This is a genomic window from uncultured Porphyromonas sp., assembly GCF_900541275.1.
GTDB lineage: Bacteria > Bacteroidota > Bacteroidia > Bacteroidales > Porphyromonadaceae > Porphyromonas_A.
This window is the reverse complement of the sequence record NZ_UQJH01000006.1, coordinates 55,255-78,454: the sequence shown is the minus strand read 5'-3', so window position 1 is coordinate 78,454 and position 23,200 is coordinate 55,255. Positions and strand designations below refer to the sequence as shown.

Below are 23,200 nucleotides of genomic sequence, written 5' to 3'. Positions count from 1 at the left end.
AGATAAGACTATAATAACTTACAACCTATAAACCAACTAACCACATGGCACAACGTCATCCTAAAGGGCTGCTGGTGCTCGCCTTGGCAAACATGGGCGAGCGCTTCGGCTACTACACAATGCTGGCCATCCTGACCCTGTACTTGCAGGCAAAGTTTGGACTCTCATCGGCCACTACGAGCTGGATCTACTCGATCTTCCTCGCCCTGATCTACTTCCTGCCCGTCTTCGGTGGTGTGGTAGCAGATAAGTGGCTCGGCTACGGTCGCACGATCTTGATCGGAGTGGTCGTCATGTTTGGTGGTTACCTGCTACTCGGTATGCCCTTCGGCGCCGGTCAGGCGGGGCTCGCCATTATGCTGGGAGCACTACTCCTGATCTCGCTCGGTACGGGACTCTTCAAGGGAAACCTCCAGGCTCTCGTAGGTAAGATCTACGATGACCCGAAGTATGCGAAGGGCCGCGACATCGCTTTCTCGATCTTCTACCTCTTCATCAACGTCGGCTCCCTCTTCGCCCCCAGTATGGGACAGGCGATCACGAATGGAGTGCTGAAGAATCACCACTTCGCATACTACAACGCCGACATCCCGGCCAACTACAACCGCTTCAACGACCGTCTCCTCTCTGCTGACGAGGAGACCTCCTTCATCCAGGCTGTCCAGGATAAGCATGGCGACTGGGCAACGATGACCGCTGAGGATCAGAGCAAGGCGATCAAGAAGGCGAAGTCCGATGAGGGTGTCCTCTTCCAGGAGGATGCTCGTGAGGCAGAGTTTAATCTCAAGCTCGCTGGGCTCAACCAGTACACCGTCACCGGCAAGATCACCGATCCCGCACTTATGGTGACCGACGAGGACTATCGCCTCGCTAAGTCTCGCGTGCCGGAGCAGCAGGCTGCCCGCCAGGCTATCCTCGACCGCGTCGCAGCGGCAGAGGTGCCTGCTGATCTCGTGACCCTCGAGGAGGGCGTGGAGTCTAAGGGCTTTGCTCGAGACTTTGGCTACGAGTACGTCCAGACCGCTCTCTCCACCTCGTACAGCTACGCCTTCTTCGTCGCCTGTATCTCGCTGGTGATCTCGATCCTGATCTTCGTCCTGGGACGTAAGACCTGGAAGTTTGCTGACGTGACCGCCAAGCAGGCGATGAGCCATGCTGCTGAGCAGGGCAAGAAGGTAAGACCGATGCCCAAGAAGGAGGTCCGGGAGCGTATGTTTGCCCTCATCCTCGTCTTTATCGTGGTGATCTTCTTCTGGATGGCCTTCCATCAGAATGGTCTTACGCTGACCTTCTTTGCTCGTGACTACACGGTGAGTCAGGTAGACCCGACCACCTACGGTCTCTTCAATATCGGTATGCTGGTGGCCTTCATCGTCTTTATGTACGGTATCTACTCCATGACGATGGGTCTCCTGGGATCGGAGAAGAATAAGAAGCTCGGTCTCGGCCTGCTCGTCGCCGGTATCGTCGGCCTTGCGGCAGTCTACCTGACGCAGATAAAGCCGCTCGAGGGTATGCAGAATATCACCCCGCAGATCTTCCAGCAGTTCAACCCCTTCTTCATCGTCCTCCTGACGCCTATCACGGTCGGTATCTTTGCTGCGCTGGCCGCTAAGGGCAAGGAGCCGAGCGCACCGCGCAAGATCGGTATCGGTATGATCATGGCAGGAGCCGGCTTCCTCGTGATGCTGATCTGCGCCCTGACCAATCAGCTGCCTGCCCCCGGATCACTCAATGGCGGTACCAGCCCGATCCTGGTACAGCCGGAGTGGCTCATCGGTACTTACCTGACACTGACGGTGGCCGAGCTCTTCCTCAGCCCGATGGGTCTCTCCTTTGTCTCCAAGGTGGCTCCACCTCAGTACTCCGGTCTGATGCAGGGAGGATGGCTTGCCGCCACCGCCGTCGGCAATATGCTTGTCGGCGTGATGGGCAACCTCTGGGACAAGATCTCGATGCCCACCTTCTTCATCATCCTGATCGCCTGCTGCGGTATCGCCGCTGTCTTCATCTTCGCCATCATGGGTCGCCTCGAGCGCGTGACCGAGGATAAGCCCGAGGAGGTAGAGGCGTGATGAGGCGATAGAGGACTATTGCACATCCTAATGGAAAGGGGCAGCACCTGAGTATGATCAGGTGCTGCCCCTTTCCTTTTTTTGTCCCCCTCCTCCTAAGGCGAGATCGATCTCCGGCGATGGCTCTCTGCCTAGGATGGTGACCACGTAGGGCGTAAAGGGTAAAGCCCTCCCTCCGATGTCGGAGAGAGGGCTTTACGCTCAGTGGAGTAGGGAGGTACCTATCAGAGGAGGTAGGGGTCGTCCTCCCACGGGGTCAGCGTGGTGGGGTCGGCGACATTGGTGTCTCTTCCCTCGGGGGGCAGATCCTCGGCACTCTTGGGCTCTGCCGGTTTCGTCGGGTGGTCTAGCTCCTTATCCCGGGCACGCTCCGCCTGCCAGTCCTCACGGGAGGTCTCGCCATTGGAGGAGGTGTCGACGGTGGAGATGTCGATGCCGAGCGCCTCAGCCACCATCTCCCCGTACTTCGGGTCGGCCTGGTAGCAGTGGCGGATGTGACGGTGCTTGATCTGCATCGTGGAGTCGCCCATATTGCGTGCGGTATTCTCCGCCAAGACGAGCTGCTGCTCCGGCGTCATCGCCCGGAAGAGCTGTCCCGGCTGGGTGAAGTAGTCGTGGTCGTCCTCACGGAAGTCGTAGTAGTCGACGCGACCACCCTCCTGGGCAGGATTTTGCACCTCGGGGTTGCTCTCCCAGTCGCCATAGCTATTGGGGTAGTAGTGGAGCTCGCCACCGTTATTCCCATCCACGCGCATACGCCCATCGCGGTGGTAGGAGTGCGGCTCCTTGACCCCGAGAGGGGAGTTGACCGGTATCTGGTGGTAATTGACCCCAAGTCGGTAGCGCTGAGCATCAGCGTAGGCAAAGGTGCGGAACTGCAGCATCCGGTCGGGAGAGATGCCTATGCCGGGCACCTGGTTGGAGGGGTCCATGGCGAGCTGCTCGATGTCCTGGAAGTAATTCTCAGGGTTGCGATTGAGCTCAAACTCACCCACCTCCATGAGGGGGTAGTCCTTCTTGGGCCACATCTTCGTGAGGTCAAAGGGGTTATTCTTCATCTCCCGCGCCTGCTCCTCGGTCATCACCTGGATGTACATCTTCCAGCGGGGGTACTGCCCCTCATTGATCGCCTCCTGCAGGTCTCGGCCGTTGCTCTCGCGGTCCTTGGAGACCACCTTCTCCGCCTCCTGGTCCGTGAGGTTTTGGATGCCCTGCTGGCTGCGGAAGTGAAACTTTACCCACACCCGCTCGTCGTCCTCATTGATCAGGCTGTAGGTGTGGCTGCTAAAGCCGTGCATGAAGCGGAAGCTGGAGGGGATCCCTCGGTCGGACATCGTGATCGTCACCTGGAGGAGAGACTCAGGGAGTGAGCTCCAGAAGTCCCAATTGATATTAGGACTGCGGAGGTGGCTCTTCGGGTCGCGGTGGACGGCATGGTTGAGGTCGATGAAGAGCTTCGGGTCGCGGAAGAAGAAGACCGGGGTGTTATTCCCCACAATGTCCCAATTGCCCTCCTCGGTGTAGAAGCGTACGGCGAAGCCTCGGATGTCTCTCTCAGCATCGGCGGCGCCTCTCTCGCCTGCAACGGTGGAGAAGCGGGCGATCATCTGACACTCGTTGCCGACCTTACTGAAGATCTTAGCCTTGGTGTACTTAGTGATGTCGTGGGTGACGCGGAAGGTCCCCCAGGCGCCCCAGCCCTTGGCGTGCATACGCCGCTCGGGGATCACCTCGCGATTGAAGTGCGCATGCTTCTCAAAGAGCCAATGGTCCTCCATCGTGAGAGGACCTCTCGCTCCGGCGCTCTGCGAGTCATCGTTATTAGGCACAGGCACTCCGCCTGAGCGGGTCATCCGCCCGGGGTGGACGGTGGCGTTGCGGCTTGAGGGATCGTCCTTGAGGCCGTTTTTCTTCATCGGGTCTTTTTCCATGGTTAGTCTTGGTTTTTTGTGGTGTAAAGTGCTCTTTCGACCTCAAACTTATCGAAAATCATGGAGTCGCGCAAATGGGATCACGGGGAGAGAAGCTGTAATCCCCATTGCATTAGCGGAATAATAGTAGTACCTTTGCACCACTTTTCGGATACAATAATCTGCGATCTTGACCATCGGCTCCGATGGAAGGGAGGAGCATATGAGTTAATAGCGATATGAAGAGAACATACCAACCTCACGTCACCAAGAGAAAGAATAAGCACGGCTTCCGCGCTCGTATGGCATCTGCCGGCGGTCGTCGCGTGCTGGCTGCACGTCGCGCTAAGGGGCGCGCCAAGCTGAGCGTCTCGGACGAGTTTTCCGCTCGCTAAGCCCTCCCGGTGACCTAAGTGATCTACAGACCTTGACTGATACATTGTATCGGTCAAGGTCTTGGTCTTTTTTGGTAAAAACTGCGCCAAATCGGGAGGGAACATTTTGCAATCACACTATTTATCACTAACTTTGCCCTACACGAAGGGCGACTGGCTCTCGGGCTCGGTCACCCGGACATTAAGTTTGACACTAAACAATCATTACAAGATTATGAAACTAAGAAATGTAATCCTCGGCTCACTCCTCGGAGTATTTGCCCTCGGTGCAACTGCCAACGCTCAGATCGGCGTCATCGTACGTGGTGGCTACCAGGCTGCCAACATCACCGGTAGCTCTATCGACACCAAGATCACTCACGGAGCCCGTGTAGGTGCTGCTGCCGACATCACCGTATACGATGGTGGTATGAGCCGCATCTCCATCCAGCCCGGTGTAGACTTCGCTATGAAGGGCTACAAGGTGGGTGAGATCAAGAAGGACGACAAGGCCGGTCTCAGCACCACCACCAGCCTCTACTACGTGGACATCCCCGTCCTCGCTAACTTCTCTTTTGACCTTGGCAATGACCTTGGTGTCTTCGTCAATGCCGGTCCCTACCTCGGTGTAGGTGTCGGTGGTAAGGTGACCGGCGAGGGTAAGCTCTTTGGTCTCGAGGGCAAGTCCGAGAAGGACATCAAGCCCTTCGACAAGGATAACGGCATGCTTAATCGTCTCGACTGGGGTGCTCAGGTCGGTGCCGGTGTGGAGTACAACCACTTCCAGGTAGGTGTGGGTACACAGTTCGGTATCGGTGACATCCGTAACGACAACTGGAAGAAGGCCGATAAGGATAAGGCTATCCGCAACAGCAACTTCTTCGTTACTGTCGGCTACCGCTTCTGATCCATAGGTTAGAACCTTAATGAATACAGGCGGGTCGTCTCTTAACTGAGGCGACCCGCCTTTTCTTCGTACATTTGTCCCATAAGAGTGACAGTGTATGACCGGAAACGGAGGTAATAAGCAGAAACTAAAGCAACGGCAGAAGCTCTCTGCTCGGCAGATCCAGCTGATGCAGATGGTGATGCTCCCGCAGACGGAGCTCTCGCAGCGCATCAAGCAGGAGCTGGAGCGCAACCCCGCACTCGAGGAGGGGAGCGACGAGCCGGGAGACTACGAGGAGTTGCCCGAGGGTGAGGGGGGCGTCGCGGAGAGCATCGATGCCGATGACTACACTGATGTGGATGAGATCCCCGGCTCTGCCTACAAGCATACCGCCCGCTCGGAGGGTGCCTCGGCGACAGAGATCCCCTTTGCCGACACGCCGACGCTCCCGGAGTACCTCCGTCGCCAGCTCTACATGACCGATCTCGATGAGGAGCAGCGGCAGATAGCCACCTTCGTCATCGGCAGCCTCGAGGACGATGGCTACCTGCGGCAGACGACGGAGGGACTGGCAGACGATCTCGCCATCTATCAGGGGATCTACTGCAGCCCGGAGGAGGTGGAGGCTGTCGTGCGGGCGATACGGACTCTTGACCCGCCCGGTGTGGGTGCGAGGGATCTGCGGGACTGCCTCCTCCTGCAGCTGGAGCGACGGGCTCCAGAGACACCGGCCATCAGCCTCGCCAAGCGACTCCTCACCGATCACTTCGATGAGCTCTCCAAGCGACACTACAGCGCCCTCACCGAGGCGTGCGATGCCGATGACGACCAGATCCGCGAGGCGATCCGGCTGATCGTCTCGCTCAATCCCACCCCCGGGCTCGACTTTGGCACCCGGATGGAGGGAAATGCCCAGACGGTCATCCCCGACTTCGTCGTCACGGAGAGCAATGGCGACCTCGTGGTCACGCTGAATAATGGCGACATACCCGAGGTGAGGGTCAATCGCCAGTTTGAGGACGAGATGAGCGCCTATACCGGTGACCTGAGGAGCCTGCCGAGGGAGCAGCGCGAGACCGGGAAGTTTGTCAAGGGTAAGCTCGACGCCGCCCGCACCTTCGTCGATATGATCCGCCAGAGGCGCGAGACCCTTATGTCCACGATGATGTGTATCGTGGATATGCAGCGCGAGTACTTTCTCAGCGGTGATATGTCGACCCTGCGACCGATGATCCTCAAGGACGTCGCCGACCGCATCGGGTACGACATCAGCACGATCTCTCGGGTCACCTCGACCAAGTATGTGCAGACCGACTTTGGCACCTTCCCGCTACGCCACTTCTTCAGCGAGGGGACGATGCGCAACGATGGGGAGGAGATCTCTACCCGCCATGTGCGGCAGATCCTCCGAGAGATCATCGACGAGGAGGACAAGCGTCGCCCGCTCTCCGATGAGGCGCTCAGCAAGGCACTCGACGAGCGCGGCTACGATGTGGCGCGCCGCACCGTCGCCAAGTATAGGGATGGGATGGGGATCCCTGTTGCAAGATTGAGAAAAGAATTCTAAATTTGTACTGGAAATATTTGCCAACCAAAACAATAGACAACACTATGAACTTTCCTGAAAACCTGAAGTACACCCAGGACCACGAGTGGATCCTCGTAGAGGGTGATCAAGTAACCGTCGGCATCACCGACTTCGCTCAGCAGGAGCTGGGAGACATCGTATTCGTCGACGTCGACAGCGAGGGCAGCACCGTAGAGGGCGGTGAGGCATTCGGCTCCATCGAGGCGGTCAAGACGGTCTCTGACCTGATCGCTCCCTGCACCATTGACGTCGAGGAGGCCAATGCTGAGCTCGAGGATGCACCCGAGCTGGTCAATCAGGACCCCTACGGCAAGGGCTGGATCATCAAGGGCAAGGTCGCTGATGCCGGTGCCATAGAGGGACTCCTCTCTGCCGCTGACTACAAGGCTCTCGTAGAGAAGTAATCTACTTCGGAAATCATGACAATACAAGGGGAGAGAGGCGACTTGTGTCGTGCTCTCTCCCCTATTTTATTACATATAAAGAGACTACTAAGCTATGGCTGATAAGAGTAAGCCCATCGTCAGCGTCATCATGGGCAGCACCAGCGACCTGCCGGTGATGAAGAAAGCGCTCGACCTCCTCGAGCAGATGGAGATCCCCTTTGAGCTCCTGGCGCTTTCCGCCCACCGCACTCCCGAGGAGGTGACTGACTTCGCCACCCACGCCGAGGAGCGCGGCATCCGCGTCATCATCGCTGCAGCCGGTATGGCGGCACACCTCTGCGGTGTCATCGCTGCACAGACCACCGTGCCGGTGATTGGCGTCCCGATCGCCTCCACCCTCTCCGGTATGGATGCGCTCCTCGCCATCGTCCAGATGCCCGGCGGCATCCCCGTCGCCACCGTGGGCATCAATGGCTCGCTCAATGCCGCGCTCCTCGCCGTGCAGATCCTCGCCGTCGCCGACAGAGAGCTTGCTGAGCGCTACCGCGCCTACAAGGAGGGGCTGAAGCAGAAGATCGTTAAGGCTAATGCTGACCTCGCTGAGGTGAAGGACTACAGGTACAAGACCAATTGATACTGTTGCACGAAGGCGATCTGCTGCGTTGCTTTCGGAATTCGGCCTCGGTCACGTACGTGAGTACGCTCCCTTCGGCCTCATCCTCAGCGCCTTGCATCTCATCCTTCGTGCAAAGTCTCAGCACATTTGAAACAAATGTGCGAGAATGGCACTTCGTGCAACATTCTCAATTGATACCTGTCTCATACGGACAGAGAAAGGGCTCGCAGGATGGATGACCACTCTGCGAGCCCTTATAAGATCGCGCCGGGGACTTTGGATAACTCCGAAAGTAAGGATTTGAGGATGAATCGTGCTTTGTAATCCGCCCGCCCATAAAGAGCAGCGGCACGCCATCGCAAGATCCAAGGGTCTCGGAATTGTTTTAATATTGACGAGTTTCCCGTGTGCCCGACGCGAATGTCTATACTTAGATACCACCTCTTGTGGAGGTAGCGAAGCGCTCCCGCTTCTTATTTCTTTGTATCACAAAGGTAGGAAAATCAATTCGCATTTGCAAGTCTCGCCCCTACAGCCAGTCCTTTCTTTAAGTCGGAATCCACCTGGCCCGGTATTGAGAAGGAGGGGTCCCCAATCGGTAGGGGAGGGGAAAATCACGGGGAGGGGTGACGCATTTGAGTAGTACAGAAGCCACGCAGCTCATTCTGAAGGTTAGCAAACGAAGCACCCTCAAGGGTGTCGCACCATCAAGCCTTCCCACCGAGTGCGTCACCCCCTGCCCGATCAGCCCGCTCCTCAGAGAAATCTCTAATACCGATATTAGAGATTTCTAATATCGGTATTAGATAGAGCGCCTATCCACGGGCATGGGACACCCCTCCCTTATGGGCTCCACAGCTAAGGCAATAGATAGTGGATGAGGAAGTAGTTAGAGCCTTTGGAAACTTTTGTCACCACCCACCCCACCAATCCACCTCCTCCGTTTCCTCGCCCCCCCCTCCCGGCTCATCAGACTTCGAGTCGGTCCTATTATGTTCGACAAGCATTATCTTTAGCAAGCATACTTTTTCCATAGATTAAATTTATTGACAGAGATGACGCATTCGAATGACTTCTGTAAGGCTCAATGCGTCACCCCTGATTACGGGCGGGAGTGTTTTAGCCAGCGGCAATAATTGTGTAAATTTGTGGTGTAGTATGAGTATGAGTAATTTCTTCGACAACCTCCCCGAGGATATCACCGGCATCTCCGACCGCATCGACCAATTGATGGGGGAGACGCTGGAGAGTGACTCCCCCTCGCTGCGCCACGCGGTGGAGCTTTTCCGTCGTCACCCGGGCAAGAGACTTCGGTCGATGCTGATGGGTGTCGTCGCCTCCGCTTACGGCGAGATCTCGGACCGGGTGGTCCGGGGCGGGACATTTATCGAGATGATCCATATCGCCACTCTGATCCACGACGATGTGATCGACGATAGCGACACACGTCGCGGGACTCAGGCGCTCCATGTGCTCTTCGGCAATCGTAAGGCGGTGCTGATGGGGGACTATGTGCTCTCCAGGGCGATCCTCCTTGCCGTGGAGCTGGAGGAGCCACTCGTGCTACAGATCCTGAGCCACGTGGGTGAGTCGCTCACGGAGGGCGAGCTGATGCAGGACGATGCCGCACAGCTGGCCGAGACGAGTGAGGAGTGGTACTACGACATCATCCGTCGCAAGACCGCCTCCCTACTGGCCGCCTCTGCCACCCTCGGGGCGATCCTCGCCGGCAGGAAGGACGAGGAGACTACGCTCGAGATCAGCGAGGCGACGGTGAACCTGGGGATGGCTTTCCAGATCCGGGACGACCTATTTGACTACCTCCCCACTCCCGAGCTCGACAAGCCCGCCGGCAATGATCTGCGGGAGCATAAGGTGACTCTTCCTCTCATCTACGCCCTGGAGCATAGCGGGCGCAAGGGGGAGCACGCTCGCCGACTGCTCCGACAGACCGAGCTGAGTGAGGAGGACATACGCTCCCTGACCGACTTCGCCATAGAGTACGGTGGGATCGACTACGCTGAGCAACAGATGCATCGCCTCCTGAGCGAGGCGAAGGAGCACTACGCCCGGGTGATCCCCGAGGGGCGTAGTCTCGACCTGCTCTACCGGCTGTGCGACTACATTGCAGAGCGAGAGAAGTAAACGGCCTATTTTTTTCACAAAATAATTAGAGACAAAGTATGAGAAGATTAGTACTGGTACGCCACGGACAGAGTGAGTGGAACCTGGAGAATCGCTTTACCGGATGGACCGATGTGGACCTGACCGATAAGGGTATCCAGGAGGCTGCCGCTGCCGGCAAGACGCTGAAGGAGAATGGATTTCACTTCACCCTCGCCTACACCAGCTACCTCAAGCGTGCCATCAAGACCCTCAATATCATCCTCGATAAGATGGATCTCGACTGGATCCCCGTCCGCAAGACCTGGCGCCTCAATGAGAAGCACTACGGCATGCTGCAGGGGCTCAATAAGGCTGAGACTGCAGAGAAGTATGGTGACGAGCAGGTGCACGTCTGGCGCCGTAGCTACGACGTACCGCCCACGGAGCTGGAGAAGGACGATCCTCGTAGCCCCTTCCAGGACACGCGCTACGCTCACGTGGACCCCAAGGACCTGCCTCTCACGGAGAGCCTCAAGGAGACCGTGGAGCGGATCCTCCCCTACCTCCACGAGGAGATCCTGCCATCGCTGAAGGACAATGAGGATGTCATCGTCGCCGCTCACGGCAACTCCCTCCGTGGTATCGTCAAGGTGCTGAAGGGGATCTCTGACGAGGATATCCCCGCGCTGAACCTCCCGACCGGCATCCCCTACGTCTTTGAGCTCGACGAGACCGACAACTATCGCGTGATCAAGGACTACTTCCTCGGCGATCCTGAGACGATCAAGAAGCTGATGGATGCCGTTGCCAACCAGGGCAAGGCTAAGAAGTAAGCTTCCCCCATCATACTAAAAGAGAGGCTGTGTCGCGACTTGCGGCACAGCCTCTCTTTTGCTTTTCCCCTTACCGATCAGATCTGACCGTAGCCCTCATAGGTGGGGGCGGGTTTGGGATCAGGCCCGTAGGCGTTGGGTCCGGTCTTGCCGGGGATAAAGGCGACAACCAGCATAGCCAGTCCGGCGAGCATTGAAAGGAAAGAGACAATACCTGTCAAAGCTTGGGGGATGACTCCCGGAGCGATCACCATAAGCAGGCTGATAATGGTACTGAGGACCGACAGCCCGCCGACCACCCAGAAGAGACCGGTGGAGAGTCCCACATCGTGGAAGCGACGACAGCCTACCGCCAGCGTCGGCGCCAGTAGCAGGATCCCCACGATCGTCAAAGCCCAGAAGAAAAGATTTCCACCCATAAGAGAATAAATGTACTCCTTGTCACCAGGGTTCTGTGCCATATACTGCGCTATCTCCGGGTCAGCAGCGAGATCTTTGCCAAAGGTCATCCCCATGGGGATGGACAGGAGCGAGGTGATGAGTAACTCGAAGAGCGCAAAGCTCCACCACTCCTTGCGGCGCGCACGTCCGGAGAAGTCAGAGTACTTCTTCGTGATGCAGCGGACGAAGTAGCCCCAGACAGAGAGATTTTCGCCCTGAGGGGCGGTGTTGTTGTTTTGGATCACTTCCATTGTCAAGTTTGTATTTGAGGTTATGAGTATATCACTCGCCCTTGGGAGCGAGACCGTACTTATTCTTTTTCTTACCACCGGGGATGATCGCCACGCCGAGGATGAAGATCAGCGCGCAGGCGGCGAGGAGCATCGACAGGACAAAGAATCCCGGTCCCCCGAGACCGCCATAGGGGGTGAAGAAGAGCGGGATCGGCAGCAGGACGAGCAGCATACCCAGCAGGACGGGCCAGGCAGGCAGGTTGCAGTCATGGAAGCGACGCACCGCCACAGCCATCCCCGCGAGGAGGAGCCAGAGGGCGAGCAGCCCGACGATACAGGTGATGATGACGCCTGAGCCGGCGAGCGGGTCCGTGACGTCTATCCATCCGAGAGAGGACGCCCCGGCGACGATGCCGCACAGCAATCCCCCAAAGAGGATCGCAAAGAGCATATACCCCCAAAATTCCCTCCTCCGTGCCCTGCCTGTAAAGGTGACACACCTGCGAGTCATACATGAGATAAAGATCCGGAAGAGTGACTCCTGCTCCTCTACTTGCTTGCTTGGTATCATAATAGTTGAGTGCAAAAAAATATCCTGCCTCCCTTAGCTGAGAGACAGGATAAAGATACCAATTTATTTCTACCGCAAAACCTCCTCCTCCGGCCGCGGTGGCAGGCTCTGTCGGGGGTCGGGACCATATTTATTAGTTCCCTTCTGCCCCGGCAGGAGGTGGATTACGAGGTCAGCGAGGGCGACGACCCCGACGACAATGGAGAGCACCCGGAAGAGGGAGCTCCCGAGGTCTGCTGCACCATACCTCAGCGCCACGACTGTCGCCCAGGCGAGTGCCGTCCCGCGGAGTATCCAAAAGAGCCACGCTGGCAGCCCCACATCGTGGTACCGCCTACAGCTCACGGCGAGCGTCGGGACAAAGAGCACGACGGAGAGCAGCCGGATCACCCACACCAGCACCGGCGCATCGAAGTAGGGTCGGTCGCCGTAGCCGGAGAGGATCCCCTCTATGCCGAAGGGGGTGATCAGTGTCGCCTTCGTCACTTCCACCCCGTCCAGTAGTGCCTGCGCTGCAAGGATGAGGAGGTAAAAGAGGACGACGAAGAGGTAGTAGCTCCAAAACTCCAGCCTCCGCGACCGCCCGCCGAAGCTACCATACCGGCGCGTGAGCGCGGTCCAGAAGTAGCTCCACAGCGTCAGGTGTCGCTCTCCCGGTATGCGGGGAGCTTGCTCCATGAGGTCAGCCACCGGGTCAGACGATCTCGATGTCCATCTGTGCCCCGCGGCGCTTCGGGTCAGGACCGTACCTATTGGGTCCATTCTTCCCCGGCATCAGCGCCACCACGACAACAAAGAGATGGAAGCCACAGACCACCAGCTCGGAGATGAAGTTGAGCGTCGCCTCCAGCTCGCCCTCAGCGATGTCGCTGTCGATCAGCCCCATGACGAGGAAGAAGAACTGCACCGCAAAGAGGATCAGGAAGACCCCGGTCGATATGCCCACGTCGTGGAAGCGTCGCACCGTCACCGTCACCATGGGGATGAAGAAGATCGCCAGCACCAGCGGTATGAGCCAGAAGGTCCAGGTCCCCTGTGCCATGTCGAGGTAGAAGCCGGGATTGCTCAGCTCCACCTCGGAGGGTCCATACCCCTTGATCGAGAAGTAGGTCTCCACGCAACAGATCAGCACCGCCAGCAGTACGAAGACAGCGTAGAAAGTGACAAAGCTCCAGAAGGCGAAGCGACGCGCCCGACCACTCAGGTCGGCATAGCGGGTCGTGATGCAGCGGACAAACCAGCCCCAGAGGCTCCGAGGCTCCTCCTGTATCGCCGGTGCGGAGTACTCCTCATCGACGTACTGATGTGATCGCGGCTTCTCCGCCTGTTGATGATTCGTTTTACTCATGATAGATGAAGTCTATAATATAAGCCTGCTCAGCAGTGTGCCCGACACCACTCGTAGGCATTGACAAAAGCCTCAAACCATGGCGTCACCTCGTCCCCCGCCTCAGGGTAGTACCCACACTGCCAGGGGAAGACGGAACGCTCAGGGTGGGGCATCATCGCGAGATGACGCCCGTCGTCGCTCACAAGCGCCGCAATGCGGTCGGGTGAGCCATTGGGATTGCCCGGGTAGGCCTCGTAGCCGTAGCGGACAGCCACCGAGTAGCTGTGGGGGTCTGCTGAGAGGTCAAAGCGTCCCTCACCGTGTGCCACCCAGCAACCGAGCTTCGTGCCGGCAAGGCTGCCGAGCATCACGCTATTCGTCTCGGGGATCTCGAGGGTGAGGAAGGTGGACTCAAATTTTCCGCTCTCATTGTGCAGCAGACGGAAGCTCCGCTCCTCGCCGTAGAGGAGGTCCAGCTTCCCCATCAGCTGACAGCCGTTGCAGATACCGAGTGAGAGGGTGTCGGGGCGGGCGTAAAACTTCCGCAGCGCCTCGCTGGCTCGGTCGTTGTACCGGAAGCCTGCGGCAAAGCCGGTAGCCGCCCCCAGCACATCGCTGTGGGAGAAGCCTCCACAGAAGACGATCATACGGCACTCCTCCAGTGTCTCGCGACCGCTCATCAGGTCGCTCATGTGGACATCCCGCACGTCGAAGCCGGCCAGCCAAAGGGCGTAGGCCATCTCTCGCTCGCCATTGGTCCCCTTGTCGCGGATGATGGCGCAGGTGATGCCGCTCCGCTCCTTCCGATCCCGGCTCTTGCCGTAGTCAGCGAGCGTGCGTCTCTGCCCGGGACGTAGCCTGTAGTCCAGCGGCTGAGCGAGCTGCTCCCTTGCCCTCGACTCAGCGCACCCCTTGGACGCCTGCTCAGGCTCCATAAGGCGCGACGGCGTCTGCCAGGCACGGCGCATCTCATCGATGTCTATCTCCTCCTTGCCGATGCGCATCAGCCGCTCCTTGATCGGGAGGGCGGCGATGACAGAGGCGACACCCGCCTCCTCGAGTGACTTCATCACGCCCTCCGGGTCAGCCACCTGGATCAGCACGCCTGGATTCTCGGCAAAGAGCACCTCCTCCAGCGGTCCCTCACTGAGGAGATCGGCTGAGAGCTGCAGCCCACCCTCGGTGCGCGCATAGCACATCTCGAGGAGAGCGGTGACGAGACCGCCGGCGGACAGGTCGTGGATCGCTAGGATCTTCCCCTCATTGACCAGCTCCTGGATCGCACCGAAGGCGTCAGCAAAGTAGTCCAGGTCCACGATGTCGGGCGCAGTGGAGCCCACCTTGCCGAGCGTCTGGTAGAGAGCAGAGCCTCCGAGGTGACGATTGCAGAAGGAGAAGTCGACGTACAGCACGGCGCTCCCCGGGGCATCCTTCAGCACCGGGTCGGGGATCCGGCGGACGTCGGTGACCTCGGCTCCCGCAGTGACGATCAGTGTACCGGGAGCGGTGACCCGCTGCCCGTCGGGGTAGGTCTGGGTCATCGAGAGGGAGTCCTTGCCGGTCGGGATATTGATCCCGAGGGCTATGGCAAAGTCGGATGCCGCCCTGACGGCAGCGTAGAGCCGGGCATCCTCACCGGGGTTGCGACAGGGCCACATCCAGTTGGCGGAGAGCGATACGCTCTCGAGCCCCTTCCGTAGGGGTGCCCCGACGATATTGGTCAGCGACTCGGCGATGGCGAGACGGGAGCCCGCCTCAGCGGAGATCATCGCTGCCACCGGTGCGTGACCGAGGGCCATCGCCATACCCGCCTCCCCCCGATAGTCGAGCGCCACGGCACCGAGGTCAGAGAGGGGCAGCTGGAGCGGACCGCAGCACTGCTGGCGCGCCACCTTGCCGGTGACGGAGCGGTCCACCTTATTCGTCAGCCAGTCCTTGGAGCCGACGCTCTCGAGCCGCTGCACGTCGGCGATGACATCAGCGAGCTTCCGTCCGGCGAGCGGACTCTTGTCGGGGTCGGCAAAGGTGGTCTCCCTTGTCTCATCCTCCATAATCGTCTTGGGGGCGGAGCCGAAGAGGTGGCTCAGCCGCAGATCCAGCGCCGCCGGTGCGCCTGTCTCCTGGTGGTCAAAGACCAGCTTCCCGCTCGCCTTGGCCTCCCCTACGGGGTAGAAGGGGGCACGCTCCCGCTCGGCAATGGCGCGCACGTCCTCGAGGTCCTCCTTATGGATCAGGATGCCCATACGCTCCTGCGACTCATTGCTCAGGATCTCCTTGTCAGAGAGCGTCGGGTCACCGATCGGCAGGCGGTCGATGTCGATCTCTCCACCGGTCTCCTCCACCAGCTCGGAGAGGCAATTGAGATGCCCTCCGGCACCGTGGTCATGGATGGAGATGATCGGATTCCGCTTCCCCTCCGCCATGGCTCGGACGACGTTGGCGACCCGCTTCTGCATCTCAGGATTGGAGCGCTGGATTGCATTGAGCTCAATGGCGTCAGCGTAGCTGCCGGTATTTACCGACGAGACAGCGCCACCACCCATACCGATCCGGTAGTTGTCTCCCCCCATCACGACGATGGCATCGCCCTCCTCGGCCTTGCCCTTCTCGGCATCGCGCTTCCGTGCGAGACCGACACCGCCGGCGAGCATGATCACCTTGTCGTACCCCCATACTTCGCTGCCCTCCCGGTGCTCAAAGGTGAGGAGCGAACCGACGATCAAGGGCTGGCCAAACTTATTTCCAAAGTCCGATGCCCCGTTGCTCGCCTTCGTCAGGATCTCCTGAGGCGTCTGGTAGAGCCAGGGGCGGGCAGTGATGGCGCTCTCCCAGCGACGCGACTTGTCGAGCCGGGTGTAGGGCGTCATGTAGACCGCAGCACCGGCGAGGGGTAGGCACGCCTTACCCCCGGCGAGCCGGTCGCGGATCTCGCCGCCGGAGCCGGTGGCTGCACCATTGAAGGGCTCCACGGTGGTGGGGAAATTGTGCGTCTCAGCCTTCAGCGCCAGCACCGTCTCGGTCTCCTCGGTGCGGTAGAGGTCGGGGCGGTCCATCCGCTCCGGGGCAAAAAACTCCGCCTCCGGTCCCTCCACAAAGGCGACATTATCTGCATAAGCAGAGACGATGCCATTGGGATTGAGCTTACTCGTCTTCTTGATCATCCCGAAGAGGCTCTCCGGCATCTCCTCCCCGTCGATGACGAAGGTGCCGCCAAAGATCTTGTGCCGGCAGTGCTCGCTATTCACCTGCGAGAAGCCGAAGAGCTCCGCATCCGTGAGCGGACGCCCCAGCTCCCGTGCCACCCCCTCGAGGTAGTCGATCTCCTCATCGGAGAGAGCGAGACCCTCCTCGCTATTGTACTTCCGCAGATCCTCCACCGGCAGGAGGGGAGCCTTCTCGATCTTGGTGTCGAAGAGTCCCTCGTCCAGCGTCTCGTACTGCCGCAGCAGCATCCTATCGTAGGGCACGCCCGGCTCAGCCTCGAGGAAGGCCTCCACCCGCTCGACGGAGTCGATGCCGACAGTGTGGGCGATCTCGGTCGCATTGGTACTCCACGGGGTGATCATCTCCGCCCGCGGACCGATGAAGGTGCCCGCAAGTGGAGCCTTGACCTCCGTGGCTCCGTCAAAGAGCCAGCCGAGGGTCTTGTGATCCTCCTCGGACAGGGGTGCGGTGTGCTGTACGGCATAGACCGTACCGAAGTTGCGGAAAAAAGATATCATATCTCAGTCTCTCTTATGTATGGAAGCGGGTACCTCACCCTCGGAATCGCTCACCTGATGGCGGGTGAGCGATCCTCCGGCAAAGCCCATCACAAAGCTACCAAATTCTTTGACTTCACAGCCCCACCCCAAGAAAAATCATTGGAATGTGGCACGAGGACCTTACAGTCACCGAAAGCCCTCCTCTCATCACCCTCTACCGGGTCGCTGGGAGTAGGGAATTTCTTTTACCGATATTAGTGATCACTAATATCGGTATTAGATTTACCCGAGAGCGACCGCGCAAAAAAAAGCTCCCCGCTCTGAAGATCAGAGTGGGGAGCCCATCACGCTTTAGTTAGGAGTAAATAGACCTATCAGAAGGTATAGGTGGCGCCGGCTACGAAGTGGATCGGTGCGGCGGGGAATTGTCTCAGGTCTTGATCGCGACTTACCTCCTTGCCGGTCTCATCCAGCAGACTGTAGGCATCGTAGATGTAGCCATAGGTGGAGTAGCTGCTGCTGAAGAGGTTGAGCAGCTGCAGGCTCAGGTCGAGGGAGCGGTGACTCTTTAGGTCGATCCCGTACTTAGCCATCAGGCTTCCGGTGTAGTAGCCCGGTAGGCGATGTCCCTCATACCCACTGTTGTCCACGTAGCGCGCGCCAACGTAGGTGCCGGAGAAGTCGATGTAGAGATTGTCAAGAGGCATCCAGGTGAGGGCGTGGTTGGCAATGACGGAGGGGCTGTTGGCAATGGGTGTCTCATCCATCTTGTAGTCCTTCAGGCGTGCCCACTCCCAAGAGGCGTCATAAACGCTCTCAGAGTAGGTGTAGTCAAGGATCCGATTGCGGGAGAGGGTCGCATTGGCAGAGAGGCGCAGCTGCTTGATGATCTGCCAGTCAAAGCCCATCTCCACACCTGAGCGGTAGCTCTTGGGGACATTGACCATCAGTAGCTCACCCACGTCGCTGAGCTTGCCGTTGGGGACGATCTGATCCTTGTAGTGCATGAAGTAGCCGTTTACGAAGAGGCTCACCGGTCCCCACGTCTGCTCGGTGCCGATCTCGAGGTCGCCCATGTACTCGGGGCGGGGGAGGATCTCATTTCCCTTGTCATCGTACTCACGACTCTCGGTGAACATCTTGCGATTGGGCTCCTTGGCTGCAGTCGTGTAGGAGATGTAGTAGGAGTGGTTGCGTGAGGGGTGGAAGTTGAATCCAACCTTAGGGAGGACAAAGTTGTAGGTCGGAGCGTTGGCGCCATCAAAGTTGAGGACATCCATCTTGCCGGTCTTATCGGACTTCTTGTCGGAGAGTCCGTGCATGGTGGTGCGGGAGTAGCGGTACATCACGTCACCATAGGCGAGGAGATGGTCGGTGATATTCCACTCGCCCTTGAGGTAGGTAGCGATGCCGGTGACGGCGGAGGAGTTGCGGTAGTACTCTGAATTGGGGTAGAAGGGACCAAACTCAGTCTTCGTCCCCTTCGCAATCCCGTCGACCCAGGGGAGGATGCCATAGTGGTCGCCCCAGTAGTGATTTCCGGAGAGACCAAAGTTGATACGCCCCTTCTCACCGGTCCACATAGCATTGAAGATCCCACCGGCGAAATGGTTGTCGAGGTACTTCTCTCGCACAAGGTCAGCCTTTGTCTTGTTGCTCATCGGGACGACGAAGTACTCCCGGAGCTTGCGCTCATTCTTATACTCTCGGGTAAATCCCTTACCACGAGTGTAGTGGAGGGTCACATCGTAGCTGAAGTTGTCCGTCGGCTGATGCTTGAGGATGGCATAGGTGTGGCTCTGGCGGTAGTTGTCGGTCTGGTCGGAGTAGAAGAGCTGCTTGGAGAGTTCTTTCTCGCCCTTATTCATCAGCCCATCCGGATTGTAGCGACGACCATAAGAGTCTATCATGGACTGATTGACTCCTGTCCACGCGACTTGAGTATGCTGGTCACCGAGATTGTGGATCAGCTGGAGGGAGTAATTGTCGCCCCCCTTGTAGGCCTGGAGGAGGTAGGAGAATCCCTTGTTTCCGCTACGATCCCGGTATCCATTGCCGGACGTGCGGGAGAGGAAACCACCGAAGCGCCAATTGCCCGCCAGAGCTCCTGTAGTGAGGTGCACCATATCGCGGCGCATACCGTAGGAGCCCCAGTAGGTGGAGACACTACCACCGGCCTCGGCCTCGGGGATGGCGATGCGCATATCCATCGTCGCACCGAAGGCTCCGGCGCCGAAGGTGGACGACCCGGCACCGCGGACGATGACGATATCGGAGAGACGGCTGCCGAAGTCGGGCATATTGGCCCAGAAGACCGCCTGGCTCTCGGAGTCATTGACCGGGACGCCATTGACGGTGATATTGACACGCGAGGGGTCGACACCACGGATGGAGAAGCCGGTGTAGCCGCCCATCGTGCCGGCATCCTGAGTGATCAGGAGGGAGGGGGTGCCGCGGAGGAGCGTAGGCACGTCCCACGCCGTGGTATGGAGCTTCAGCTCGGGGAGCTTGATCGTCTGCTTGGTGACCGGGGTGAGCTGTCCGGGGCGGATGCCGAGGACCTCCACAGCATCCAGATCGTACTCCTGAGAGACATCCTGGGCGCTGGCGCCGAGGAGGAGAGCTCCGCTGAGAGCTCCGACAGACAGAAGTCTGGAGATAAGATTTTTCATGTATCTGCTCTATATAAAGATGATAAAGTAAGTGTCGCACTCGGGCACTAAGCCCACAGGGTGTGGGCGAGCAGATCTTGATGATGGGGGACTACCTACACGGAGGCGGTCGGTATCACGCACTTTCCTACGTCGGAATGATCCGGACAGGTTCGGAGGGTCTGCTCTCAGCCTGCCCCTTGCGGACAGGCACCCCTAGGCGAAGACAACGGGACTTCTCTCGTTGCGGGGGCAAAGGTAGTTATATTTTCCTAATGTCCCTCTTCTGATCTAGGTAAATTCAGGAAAGTGGTAGATTTGCACCTCAATGACTCACCTATATAATAAGAAACACAATATGAAGAAGTCCTTACTCCTGCTCCTCTCTGCCGGGCTGCTGGCAGCCGGCACTATCGCCTGCACTAAGGAGAGTACCGCTCCCCGCCTCAGGGGAAGCAACCTCCCCCAGAGCCTCGAGGGGCAGTACGCTACGCTCATCAACGCTGATGGTGAGCGGATCGACTCCGCCCAGGTCTCTGCCGGAGCCTTTGAGCTTGTCCTCCCCGACACCGTCTCCCTCGCTCGGTATGACCTCCAGCTGGGGGACCGCGCCATCGGTTACTTCTCCGAGAAGGGGACCTCGACGATCGTCCCCGACAGCGTCAGCCAGAGCTACACCTACGACGAGACCTCCACACCGATGAATCGCCAGCTGGCGACCCTCACCGAGGAGTACAATAGCGCTTACGGAGACTACGCCCGCGAGAGCATCGCCCTCCAGGAGGCGTACAAGGCTGCCGGAAATAAGGTGACCCCGGAGATCTCCGAGAAGGGAGCCGAGGTCTCGGATCGCTTCTCCACACGGGTGGCAGAGATTGCCCGTAAGTGCTTTGAGCAAAATAAGGATAACGAGCTGGGGCGGATGGCTCTCTCCCTCTATCCCACCTCCGATGCTAAGGGCTTCGTCGAGCTCTACGAGTCGGCAGGTGAACTGGTGAAGGAGGACTCGGACTTGAAGAAGCTCTATCAGCTACAGCTGGCGGAGCAGAAGACGAGTGCCGGGCAGCCCTACGTCGATGTGACGATGACTGACGAGACCGGTAAGGAGATCCGCGTGAGCGAGCTGCGGGAGGAGGGCAAGTATCTCCTCATCGACGTCTGGGCCTCCTGGTGCGGTCCCTGCCGTGCCGCTATGCCGCACCTCGCTGAGATCGTGAAGGGTCATCCCTCTACGATCAAGGTGGTGAGCATAGGAGGTATCAATGAGACCTTTGAGGCAAATACGCAGGCTCGTAAGGAGCTCGGCATGACCTGGACCACTGTCTTTGACTCCACGAGCGCCTTTGCCGATGCCTACGGCATCCAGGCTATCCCGACCATGATCCTGATCAATCCTGAGGGGACCATAGAGCTTAAGACGAATGACGCCAACGAGATGAGCACCAAGATCGCCGATCTTGGCCTCTGACCCTTTCTTTTCCCCACACAGATAGCGATGGGTGTGCCGTCTCCACGGAGGCAGCACACCCATCGCTCGGTTTACCCCCCTGTCAGCCCCGCAAGATGGCGGATGATTCGCCAAGAATTTATTAAATTTGTGGGGTAAGAAAGAGATCAATACACTAATAAAACCCTATAGCAATGGCAAAGATCCAAGACTACAACTTCGGCGGGAAGCGCGTCTTCGTGCGCGTCGACTTCAATGTCCCTCTGGACGAAAATCTCCAGATCACGGACGACACCCGCATCCGTGCCGCTCTCCCGACCCTCAAGAAGATCCTCGGCGACGGAGGTCGTCTCATCATCGCCTCCCACCTCGGCCGTCCCAAGACCGGTGCCGACCCCAAGCTCTCCATGAAGAACATCCTCTCTCACGTCTCTGAGCTGCTCGGCGTGGACGTGAAGCTCGCTCCCGATTGCGTCGGTGAGGAGACGAAGCGAATGGCGATGGACCTCAAGGATGGCGAGGCACTACTGCTGGAGAACCTTCGCTTCCACGCTGAGGAGCAGGGCAAGCCGATGGGCCTCCCCAAGGACGCCTCCGAGGAGGAGACCGCTGCTGCCAAGAAGGCTGTCAAGGCGAGCCAGAAGGGATTTGTCAAGGAGCTGGCAGACCTCGCCGAGGTGTATGTGAATGATGCTTTCGGCACTGCCCACCGCGCTCACGCCTCCACAGCACTGATCGCAGACTACTTTGATAAGGAGCACAAGATGTTTGGCTACCTGATGCAGAAGGAGGTGAATGCGGTCAATGAGATCCTGAATAACGCCAAGCACCCCTTCACCGCCATCCTCGGTGGCTCCAAGGTCTCCACAAAGATCGACGTGATCATGAATCTCCTCGGCAAGGTGGATAACCTGATCCTCACTGGTGGTATGACCTACACCTTCATGAAGTCTCGTGGCGGTAAGGTCGGCAAGTCTCTCCTGGAGGAGGATAAGCTCGATGTGGCGCGCGAGATTGAGGAGACGGCAAAGAAGAATGGTGTCCGCCTCGTACTCGGCGTCGACTGTGTTGCAGCTACCGACTTTGCCCCCGATGCCGATAGCAAGGTGGTCCCCTGCAATGAGATCCCGGATGATCGCGAGGGGCTGGACATCGGTCCGAAGACGATCGAGCTCTTCCGTGAGGTGATCCTCCAGTCAAAGACGATCCTGTGGAATGGTCCTGCGGGAGTCTTCGAGTTCGATAAGTTTGGCAAGGGCACCGAGGCGGTCGCTAAGGCGGTTGCCGAGGCGACGAAGGGTGGTGCTTACTCTCTCGTCGGCGGTGGCGACTCCGTAGCGGCGATCAATAAGTACCACCTCGCTGACGAGGTGAGCTACGTCTCCACCGGTGGTGGTGCGCTCATCGAGGCGATTGAGGGCAAGACGCTTCCCGGCATTGCCGCGATCGAGAAGTAAGTCCTCTGGTAGGATAAAAAGAAAAGGCGGGCATCCTCCGGTGTAGAGGATGCCCGCCTTTGTTCTTTCATTGCTGCCTTTACAGACCCCGAAGGGAGCGACTCCTCTATGCGCTGATCAGGGCTGACGCATCTGAGCTTTACAGCTAAGAAGGACGCACCCATGCCGGGGTGCCTCAGCTGGACGATAGGTTGGGCGGGACGTGAAGCACCCCGGAGGGGTGCCTTTTTCTTAGCCCGCGGTCGAGGCACGAAGTGCCGAAGACCCCGGGTTACCCGAGAGACGCCTTAATATATACGACCCCGATAGGGTGTCGGTCCCTCAAGGAGATCTCCATTACGACCGACCCCTAGCGGGGTCGATGGATTAAAGAGGGCTCTGCTTACCCGGGGTCGTCGGGGCTTCGCCCCTCCGACCACCGGGCTATGAAGGACGCACCCCTACCGGGGTGCCCCCAGCCGGGCGGTAGGCGGGGCGGGACGCGAAGCACCCCTCCGGGGTGCCTCTTCTGCCAAACTGCTATACGCACTGAGGATCTGCCCGAGCGGTCACCTGCAGGGGCGCATCGGTCCTTACTCTTCACGATGAA

General features: G+C 58.7%; 17 protein-coding genes and 1 riboswitch. Of the genes, 10 read left to right on the top strand and 7 right to left on the bottom strand.

The features are described from left to right. Positions 1-44: 44 nt before the first annotated feature. Positions 45-2,075: a peptide MFS transporter gene (locus QZR17_RS04730; RefSeq protein WP_297128292.1), complete on the top strand. Its 2,031-nt coding sequence runs from the start codon at positions 45-47 to the stop codon at positions 2,073-2,075. Positions 2,076-2,299: 224 nt separating this feature from the next. Here the strand turns inward: QZR17_RS04730 and QZR17_RS04725 are convergent, their stop codons facing one another. Then, positions 2,300-3,991, bottom strand: a complete 1,692-nt coding sequence (locus tag QZR17_RS04725) for a catalase (protein WP_297128289.1) — start codon at positions 3,989-3,991, stop codon at positions 2,300-2,302. 233 nt (positions 3,992-4,224) lie between these two features. On the opposite strand from QZR17_RS04725, the gene rpmH reads away from it, so the two are divergent. The 7 genes from rpmH (at position 4,225) to gpmA (ending at position 10,777) form a co-directional block, all read left to right on the top strand. Continuing rightward, a complete protein-coding gene (rpmH, locus tag QZR17_RS04720; RefSeq protein ID WP_083289720.1) occupies positions 4,225-4,380 on the top strand; it encodes a 50S ribosomal protein L34 in 156 nt (51 codons plus the stop codon). A gap of 214 nt (positions 4,381-4,594) precedes the next feature. Beyond that, positions 4,595-5,266, top strand: a complete 672-nt coding sequence (locus tag QZR17_RS04715; protein ID WP_297128285.1) for a porin family protein — start codon at positions 4,595-4,597, stop codon at positions 5,264-5,266. 97 nt (positions 5,267-5,363) lie between these two features. Continuing rightward, complete coding sequence (gene rpoN / locus QZR17_RS04710) at positions 5,364-6,815, top strand: RNA polymerase factor sigma-54 (protein WP_297128282.1); 1,452 nt, start codon at positions 5,364-5,366, stop codon at positions 6,813-6,815. A gap of 44 nt (positions 6,816-6,859) precedes the next feature. Continuing rightward, the gene (gene gcvH, locus QZR17_RS04705) at positions 6,860-7,240 is read left to right on the top strand and encodes a glycine cleavage system protein GcvH (protein ID WP_070464182.1); all 381 of its coding nucleotides are present in this window, start codon (positions 6,860-6,862) and stop codon (positions 7,238-7,240) included. Positions 7,241-7,334: 94 nt separating this feature from the next. Next, positions 7,335-7,856, top strand: a complete 522-nt coding sequence (gene purE, locus QZR17_RS04700; RefSeq protein ID WP_296165151.1) for a 5-(carboxyamino)imidazole ribonucleotide mutase — start codon at positions 7,335-7,337, stop codon at positions 7,854-7,856. A gap of 1,146 nt (positions 7,857-9,002) precedes the next feature. Then, positions 9,003-9,983 carry a polyprenyl synthetase family protein gene (locus QZR17_RS04695; protein ID WP_297128279.1) on the top strand — a complete coding sequence of 327 codons (981 nt, stop codon included), beginning with the start codon at positions 9,003-9,005 and terminating at the stop codon, positions 9,981-9,983. Positions 9,984-10,021: 38 nt separating this feature from the next. Then, positions 10,022-10,777 carry a 2,3-diphosphoglycerate-dependent phosphoglycerate mutase gene (gene gpmA / locus QZR17_RS04690; protein WP_297128276.1) on the top strand — a complete coding sequence of 252 codons (756 nt, stop codon included), beginning with the start codon at positions 10,022-10,024 and terminating at the stop codon, positions 10,775-10,777. A gap of 77 nt (positions 10,778-10,854) precedes the next feature. On the opposite strand, the gene QZR17_RS04685 is transcribed toward gpmA, so the two are convergent. The 6 genes from QZR17_RS04685 to QZR17_RS04660 form a co-directional block, all read right to left on the bottom strand. Beyond that, positions 10,855-11,469, bottom strand: coding sequence for a DUF805 domain-containing protein (locus tag QZR17_RS04685; protein ID WP_297128273.1), 615 nt, complete (start codon positions 11,467-11,469; stop codon positions 10,855-10,857). A 31-nt stretch (positions 11,470-11,500) separates the two neighbouring features. Further along, positions 11,501-12,022 (bottom strand): DUF805 domain-containing protein, encoded by a 522-nt coding sequence (locus tag QZR17_RS04680; RefSeq protein WP_297128269.1) that lies wholly within the window; start codon positions 12,020-12,022, stop codon positions 11,501-11,503. A 69-nt stretch (positions 12,023-12,091) separates the two neighbouring features. Continuing rightward, positions 12,092-12,712: a DUF805 domain-containing protein gene (locus QZR17_RS04675; protein ID WP_297128266.1), complete on the bottom strand. Its 621-nt coding sequence runs from the start codon at positions 12,710-12,712 to the stop codon at positions 12,092-12,094. Between the two features lie 4 nt (positions 12,713-12,716). After that, positions 12,717-13,370: a DUF805 domain-containing protein gene (locus QZR17_RS04670; RefSeq protein WP_297128263.1), complete on the bottom strand. Its 654-nt coding sequence runs from the start codon at positions 13,368-13,370 to the stop codon at positions 12,717-12,719. A gap of 29 nt (positions 13,371-13,399) precedes the next feature. Beyond that, positions 13,400-17,074: a phosphoribosylformylglycinamidine synthase gene (purL, locus tag QZR17_RS04665; protein WP_297128260.1), complete on the bottom strand. Its 3,675-nt coding sequence runs from the start codon at positions 17,072-17,074 to the stop codon at positions 13,400-13,402. A 356-nt stretch (positions 17,075-17,430) separates the two neighbouring features. Then, on the bottom strand, positions 17,431-19,728 hold the full coding sequence (locus tag QZR17_RS04660) for a TonB-dependent receptor plug domain-containing protein (RefSeq protein ID WP_297128257.1): 2,298 nt from the start codon (positions 19,726-19,728) through the stop codon (positions 17,431-17,433). A gap of 106 nt (positions 19,729-19,834) precedes the next feature. Further along, a riboswitch (TPP riboswitch) is annotated at positions 19,835-19,935 on the bottom strand. A gap of 130 nt (positions 19,936-20,065) precedes the next feature. On the opposite strand from QZR17_RS04660, the gene QZR17_RS04655 reads away from it, so the two are divergent. Both QZR17_RS04655 and QZR17_RS04650 read left to right on the top strand, forming a co-directional pair. Beyond that, positions 20,066-21,175: a TlpA disulfide reductase family protein gene (locus QZR17_RS04655; protein WP_297128254.1), complete on the top strand. Its 1,110-nt coding sequence runs from the start codon at positions 20,066-20,068 to the stop codon at positions 21,173-21,175. Between the two features lie 173 nt (positions 21,176-21,348). After that, positions 21,349-22,611 carry a phosphoglycerate kinase gene (locus tag QZR17_RS04650; protein WP_297128251.1) on the top strand — a complete coding sequence of 421 codons (1,263 nt, stop codon included), beginning with the start codon at positions 21,349-21,351 and terminating at the stop codon, positions 22,609-22,611. Positions 22,612-23,200 lie beyond the last annotated feature (589 nt).